The organism is Belnapia arida (assembly GCF_016773205.1).
GTDB lineage: Bacteria > Pseudomonadota > Alphaproteobacteria > Acetobacterales > Acetobacteraceae > Belnapia > Belnapia arida.
The window spans coordinates 1-6706 of the sequence record NZ_JAETWB010000094.1 but is presented as its reverse complement, the minus strand read 5'-3'; the positions used below and the strand labels follow the sequence as shown (position 1 = coordinate 6706).

3 protein-coding genes and 3 pseudogenes are annotated in these 6706 nt (G+C 65.7%); 2 read left to right on the top strand and 4 right to left on the bottom strand.

Annotated features, from left to right (window positions below; translation table 11 throughout):
- Window positions 1-287 precede the first annotated feature (287 nt).
- The 4 genes and pseudogenes from JMJ56_RS32340 to JMJ56_RS32325 all read right to left on the bottom strand — a co-directional run.
- Window positions 288-902 (bottom strand): annotated as a pseudogene (locus JMJ56_RS32340) (IS6 family transposase); the annotation flags it as partial.
- Window positions 903-1041: 139 nt separating this feature from the next.
- A pseudogene (locus JMJ56_RS35950) lies at window positions 1042-1338 on the bottom strand (transposase).
- A 248-nt stretch (window positions 1339-1586) separates the two neighbouring features.
- Window positions 1587-3131, bottom strand: a complete 1545-nt coding sequence (locus JMJ56_RS32330; protein ID WP_202835987.1) for a PepSY-associated TM helix domain-containing protein — start codon at window positions 3129-3131, stop codon at window positions 1587-1589.
- Complete coding sequence (locus JMJ56_RS32325; protein WP_202835986.1) at window positions 3131-5212, bottom strand: TonB-dependent siderophore receptor; 2082 nt, start codon at window positions 5210-5212, stop codon at window positions 3131-3133. The genes JMJ56_RS32330 and JMJ56_RS32325 overlap by 1 nt, the downstream gene beginning before the upstream one ends.
- Window positions 5213-5406: 194 nt before the next feature.
- Here JMJ56_RS32325 and JMJ56_RS35945 point away from each other — a divergent pair.
- Window positions 5407-5797 (top strand): annotated as a pseudogene (locus JMJ56_RS35945) (IS3-like element ISMtsp5 family transposase); the annotation flags it as partial.
- A gap of 125 nt (window positions 5798-5922) precedes the next feature.
- Entirely contained in the window at window positions 5923-6303 is a 381-nt protein-coding gene (locus tag JMJ56_RS36335) for a transposase (RefSeq protein ID WP_202835989.1), read from the top strand.
- The last annotated feature ends 403 nt before the right edge of the window (window positions 6304-6706 follow it).

Below are 6706 nucleotides of genomic sequence, written 5' to 3'. Positions count from 1 at the left end.
TCGGTGCACCTTGCTGCCCGACGAGGCGGTTCAGCGCCTCGACCACAGGCTCCCCCTTGAGCCGCTGCCCAACCTCGGTTGCCAGGCCTTCACGGCCCCAGATGTCGACCACGGTCAGAGCGCGGAATTTCGTGCCATGGTTGAGCTGGGGCTGTGTTGCGAAGTTTGCGGCAGATTGCGGATATCCGCGGCAAGCTTCGGATCAGGCGGCGGCCTGGAACAACTCGGCGACAAAGGTTGCTCGGGTCCGCATGTCGCGTCCGCCAACTCCCCGAACCTGCCCCTTCCTCATCATCGCCAACTCCCCGAACCTGCCCCTTCCTCATCATCGCCATCGCCTCGCAGCCTGCCAGTGTTCGTCGTGCGGTGTGGAAACTGCCGAAGCCCAGCCCCGGTCTGACCAGGTGTTTCAAGCGCCGATGGTCTTGTTCCACGATGTTATGGAGGGTACTTGCATTGCGTAGACGGGCGAAGCGCCACAGCTCGTCGTTTGCTTTCGTCTCCGCCGTGGCGCACGGGTAAGCTGGGTTCTTGTCCACGGTGATGGTGCGCGGGTTCACCGTATGCTGCTGCCGCAACGCCTTGCGGAGGAAGAGCTTTGCAGCTTCGACATCGCGCTTGGCCGAGAGTAAAAAGGCGATGGTCTGCCCACGACTGTCGACCGCGCGTTACAGGTATTTCCATCGGCCTTTCACCCGAACATAGGTCCCATCCACTCTCCACGAGCCGTTGCTCAGGCGCAGGTGCGGCCGGAGGCGCTTCTCGATCTCCGGCGCAAAGGTCTGCACCCAGCGGAACACCGTGGTATGCGCCACCTCGACGCCGCGGTCGGCCAGCATGAGTGCGAGGTCACGGTGGCTGACCGGGAACATCAGGTACCAGCAGACCGCCCAGAGGATCACCTCAGCAGTGAACTGTCGCCCCTTGGAGGCCTAATCCGGCCTTACCGAGGCCACTCCCCGTCGTCTCGCCATACCGCGGCTTGTACCTGCTCAGGGCGGCGCCGCAAGGATGCAACAGAACCTTCGGCCGTGCTTCTTCTCATCCCACTCGGCCTTGGCCGAACAGCTTCACGCCGGTGCTGTTGATCACCAAATGCAGCGGGCCGTTCGGGACGACCTTCGGCTGACGCCCGGCAACGCTGCGGCTGCGCCGGCTCGAGGTCGTGTGGCCTGGAACGTGCAGCTCCTACGCCAGCAGCCGGAGCAGGCTCGCAGCGAAGCCCTCGGCCTGACGCAAGGCGAGGTGGAAGACGAGCCGTAGCATCAGCACCAACACGATCGCCGCGTCCGAGTACGGGGCTTGGCCGCCGGCGTGCTCCGTCGGGGTGCCTGCCAACCGCTCAAAGCATTCTCATCAAGCCAGAGGGTCAGGTCGCCATGCCGCGTCAGGCCAGCCTCATAGGCCGGCCAAGTCTGGACCCGGTAGCGGACCTTCGGCATGCGATGGCGGCGGGCGGCGTTGTGTGTGAAGGGCATGCCGGATAACGTAACGGCTCGGCCGCAGCCGGGCTACTTGCGCCCGCTTTATGTACCGATGGCACGGCCCGTGGCATATCTCGCAGTACATTGGGAACAAAGCGGTCGTTAATCGGTCACCCATCGTGCTGTCGTGCGCATCCCATCCCATGCCTCTATCTCGATCGAGAGTTCCCGGTCGGGACCATGCTGTGCGACCGGCGAGCTGCCAAGGCTACTTGCGAGGCGGATGGGTAGATCGGGCTGCCCCTCCGTCCGCAGCCAGGCCGAGCGAAGGTTGGCAAGGCACCCGCCGCAGTCGAGGCGCAGATGCAGGCCCCGCTGGGCCGCTGGACCGTTTTCCTGCCAAAGCAGCGTCACCTGATAGGGACCAAGATCGCGGGTGCCGACGTCGCGCGGCGTGCCTCCATCTTCCCAAGCGGACAGCGCAGCCGGTGCCAGCGCCGTCGCGGTGCCAAGCAAAGCGATGTTTGCCCAGCGCCACCGCCCTAGGCGCCAACTATCCGTCTTGGACAGGCCGGCTGCGCGCCAAAGCCTTGTGCCTCGCCGCAGCGCGAGCCAGCCGCCGCTGACGATGAGGCCCGTGAGGCCTAGACCGAAGACGAAGTAGAACAGCTTGACCGGCAGCCCACCGAAATTGCCGAAATGCAGCGGGTCGGCAGTTTCCACGACGCGCTGCATGGGCGTGAGTGCCTCGCCGCGCTGAATGTCGAGCACGGCCCCAGTCACCGGATGTAGGCGCACCGCATTGGCGCGCTCCCGCACGAGCCAAGCTGCGTCCTGGCCCCAGACCACGACCGGTTCCCGTACAGAGCGGGCAGTGACAACCGCGACGACTTGGAGTCCGGGATAGGCGGCGCGCGCAAGTCGTGTGACCTCGCCCAAGCCGAGCGGCCGAGGTGCGGCACCGAGATCGGCGAGACTTTGCGCGGGCACGGCCGGCACCGGACGATCGAAGCGATGGCCGTTCATGTATCCGATCACTTCGATCAGGTACCAGAAGCTCGTCACGCCGATGGCGGCGACGAACCAGAGTGACCAAAGCCCGATCAGCCGGTGCAGGTCGCCCACCAGTACCCTTGATCCCGCCCGCAGGCGTAGTCGGAAAAAGCCGCGCCAGAAGCGTTTGTAGACAACCAGCCCAGTCACCAGCGAGGCCAATAGCGGAACTGAAAAGGCCGAGACAATCACCAGCCCCCAACTGTTGGTGATGAACAGCCACATATGCAGATCCCGGAGAAAACGCTGCACGGTCTGCCGGCTGGCATCGCCCTGCACACAGCCGGTAGAGGGATCGAGATGCGCGATCCGCTGGCGGCCATCGGGCAGCGTGACAATGGCCGTGGCCGCGAAGCCTGGTCCTTCAGGGGCGCGAACGGTGCCGATCCTGGCCCCAGGATATGCTGCAGCCAACGCGTCCCCTGCCGCCTCCCAAGCCATCGGTGCCGATGGCGGCGCGCTCGAGCGAAGCGTCGGTGTCAGCAGCCAGTCGATCTCATGCGAGACGGAAGCGAGGCTGCCGCTCAGGCAGATCACCCCCAGTACGAGGCTGAGCTTGAAACCGAGCCAGGAATGAATCAGGAACCAGGTGCGGGCACGGCCGCCCCCCCGACGCGTCCCGGAGGCCGATGGCAAGCGGGTGCCGCCATCCATCAGAAGGACACCGTCACCCGGCCAATCAGGGTCCGGCCCGCGCCGGGCACCGTTCGCTCGCTGATGTAGTACTCATTGAGCAGGTTGTTCAGGTTGAGCGAAGCGAGGACGGGTCCGAAGCGCCACCAGGCTGCCAGGTTAACCAGAGTGTAGTCGCCTTGCGCGTAGATGTTGGCCGCGTCGAAATACCGGTTGCCGCGATGGAACACGCCGCCGCCGAGGCCGACGCGCTGGCGTTCGTCACGCAGAGAGAATTCGTAGCTGCTCCAGAGGTTCGCCGCGAAGCGGGGAACTTCAGGGAGGCGGGCGCCAGTGCGCAACCGCGTATCGCTCGTGACCTCCGCGTCGGTCCAGGCGACGCCGCCGAAGACATTCCAGCCCGGCGCCAACCGACCATTCAGTTCGAACTCCACGCCGCGGCTTCGCGCCTCGCCGACCTGGATGGAGAAATTGGGGTCGGCCGGGTTCGCGGTGACGATGTTCTGCTTGGTGATCTGGAATACGGCGAGGGTCGCGGAAAGCCGGTCTTCCAGCAGGTCGGCCTTTACGCCGGCCTCCATCTGCTCCCCGGTTTCAGGGCGTGGGAAGAGGCCAGGTCCAAGACTGCTGGATCCCGTAGGGGCACGGAAGGACTCGCTGTAGCTGGCATAGAGCGAGACTTCGGGGAACGGCTTGTAGACAAGGCCGAACTGCGGCGAGATGCGGCTTGCCCGGTCGCGGCGGGAAATGGCCGGGGAGACGAGGATGTCGGCGGATTCCAAGGCCTCGATGTCGTAGTTGTCGAAGCGTGCGCCCAGCAGGAGCATCAGCCGGTCGTTAAACAGCGAGAGTTGGTCCTGCGCATAGAGCCCGTAGCTGCGCGTCTCGTAGTCCGTGGCGAAGGCGCTCGTCGCGCGGGGGGCCGCGACATTTCCGTAGACCGGGGCAAGCAGGTCAATTGGCGACGCCGTGAAGAAGGCATTGATGAAGGGATTGCCGCGAACAGTACGTGCATCCGCTCCGACTACCAGGCGATGCGCGACCGGCCCTGTCTCGAACCGCCAAGCGAGGAATCCGTCCACGCCATAGGAGTCCGTCCGGCTATCGAGCAGGGAGTAAGTCCGTGCAACTGTGCGACCGTTGGCGCCGACATTGCCGAGCTGGTGCAGTCCGTTCCGCTCCTCACGGGAGCGGCCCCAATCGAGGCGTAGCTGGCCGCTGAGCCGGCTGGTGAAATCGTGCTCCACCCGAAGCTGGGCGGAGTATTCCTCGAAGCGGCTGCGATCGCTCGGCTCCTGGTAGCTGCGGTCGCGTGACACCCGCGGAATGCGGCGGCGGATTGGATCAAGGGGCAAGCCGCGGTCCAGTAAGCGATTGTCATATCCAGCCGAGAAATCCGCGAAGACACGCGTAGCGGCGCTCGGTTGCCAGGAGAAGGATGGGGCGATGAAGTACCGCTCGCCCTCCGAAAGATCGCGGTAGGTCCGCCCTGCCTCGATGGCGCCGGTGATCCGGTAGCCGAAGCTGCGCTCGGAGCCCATCGGGCCGGTCGTGTCGAACTCGGTGCGGTAGAGCCCGTCGCTGCGCACCTGCCCGGTCAGGCTGTGATGCGATCCGTCGAGCAGCGGCCGGCGGGTTACCCGGTTGATCACCCCGCCTGGCGCAACCGTGCCGTACAGGATCGAGGACGGTCCCTTGAGGATCTCGATCCGCTCGACATTGACGAGCTCGTTCCCGAGGCGGTTGCTGACGATGCCGAAGGGCCGAGGTGCGCCATTCAGAAGCTGGGTTGCCTCGAAGCCGCGGACGAAAAAGTTGGCGAAGTAGCCGTCACCGCCATTCACGCTCGGGCTGAGCCGCACGGCCTCGGGGAGGGAGGTGATGCGCTGGTCGTCGAGCAGCTCACGCGGAAGGACGGTGATGCCTTGGGGCACGTCGCGGATCGGCGTGTCGGTCCGCGTCGCGGTCGAAGAGCGCGTGGCACGATATCCTTGAACCGGACCGAAGGCGCTCTCGCCTGTGCCGGTCACGTTGAGCTGGGGTAGCTCGATAGCGAGCGGCCCCGGCTGCTCTTGCGCAACGGCCGCCTCGGCCAGAAGCATCGTAGCGATACCAGGCGATGCCTGAAGGACACATAGCACGGTCTTGGAAACCAGCGATGTCCAGGCCTCTCTGTGGACCATGCCCAACACAGACTGTCTCCTGAAAATGCGATTTAATCGCAATTAACAGAACGTCCATGTTGACGCAATCGAATTGGTTCGGCCTCAAGCGGTGTCTCGGGGTGGCAGTGGAGGACGCCCTCAAGAGCGAGCGGCTCAAAGCCCAGCTCGGCGAGATGCTGCTGGAGCGCGAGCTGCTCGAGGCAAAGAGCACCGCCCTGAAGGCTGGCCGCCCTTCGGCCCGGCGGAGGTCGAAGCCATGAGTCGCACAACCTCGCCCAACAGCGGCAAGCCCTATGGCGTCGCCGCGGTCTACCAGGCTTGGCAGGTGGCGCGCGCCACCGCCTATCGACACCGCGCACCGGCCCGGCAGGCACCGCCCCGGCGTCTTGGTCCGTTCGGGCCGATGTTGGATGCCGACTTGGTCAAAGAGATCCGCCAGGTGCTCGGCCGCGCCCCATCCATGGCGAGCGACACTGCAAGGTCTGGGCGAGGCTGCGCATGGGCGGCAACGAGGATAGCCGGCTGCCCCATCTGGCACGCGAGGCGCTGGGAGAGCAGGTGGCGCAGATCGAAGCCTTGGAAGGACGCATCGAGCGGCTCGACAACCGCATGGTCCGCTATGCCGTGGGGACGAGACGGCTCGGCGGCTGGCTAGCATCCCCGGCATCGGGGCGATCAGCGCGACAGCCCTGGCTGCGCTGGTGCCCAATCCGCAGGGCTTTGCCTCGGCGCGGCACTTCGCGGCCTCGCTTGGCCTGACCCCGAAGCCGCACTCAAGCGGTGGCCGGGAGCGCCTGGACCGGATCTCCCAGCAACGCCACTCCATGTTGCGCCGCTTGCTAGTGCTCGGCGCCACCAACCGCCTGCGCTATGCTCGGCGCAGCCCGGACGCAGCGGACTGGGCCACACGCCGGCTGGCGAGGCGACCCTTCAAGGTCGCAGCTGTGGCGCTGGCCAACAAGATGGCCCGCATTGCCTGGGCCCTGCTGGCCAGGGGAGGGACCTACACGACAGCCGGGACCGCCTAGGCGGTCGCGTCCGAGCTCGCCGGGCGCCGCACCCGGCGGGGGCCAAGGTGGTGAAGCGACGATGACAGCGAGAGACCGGTGAGCCGATGGCGAGAGAGGCCGTTTATCGCAGTGCGCTCCCAAGCGCGTTCACCTGATTGCCCCTCGTCCCGCGCAGCTCATCAGGGCCCGCGACCAGACCGGCCGCATACGAGGCCGAACACAGCTATGGACGGCCCCACCCCACGTGGGTCATCTCGGCTTTTTAGCAGCACGGTCGCCTGCAGTCAGCTATCCGGTCTCGTCTGGACCCTGATGGTTTCCGCGAAACGGCGCCCAATCATTTAACGCTCTCGAGGAGCGATGTGTCCGTCGGACTTCGCCGCTTCTCGGTCCTGCAACCGAGCTTGCCATCAACCTCGAC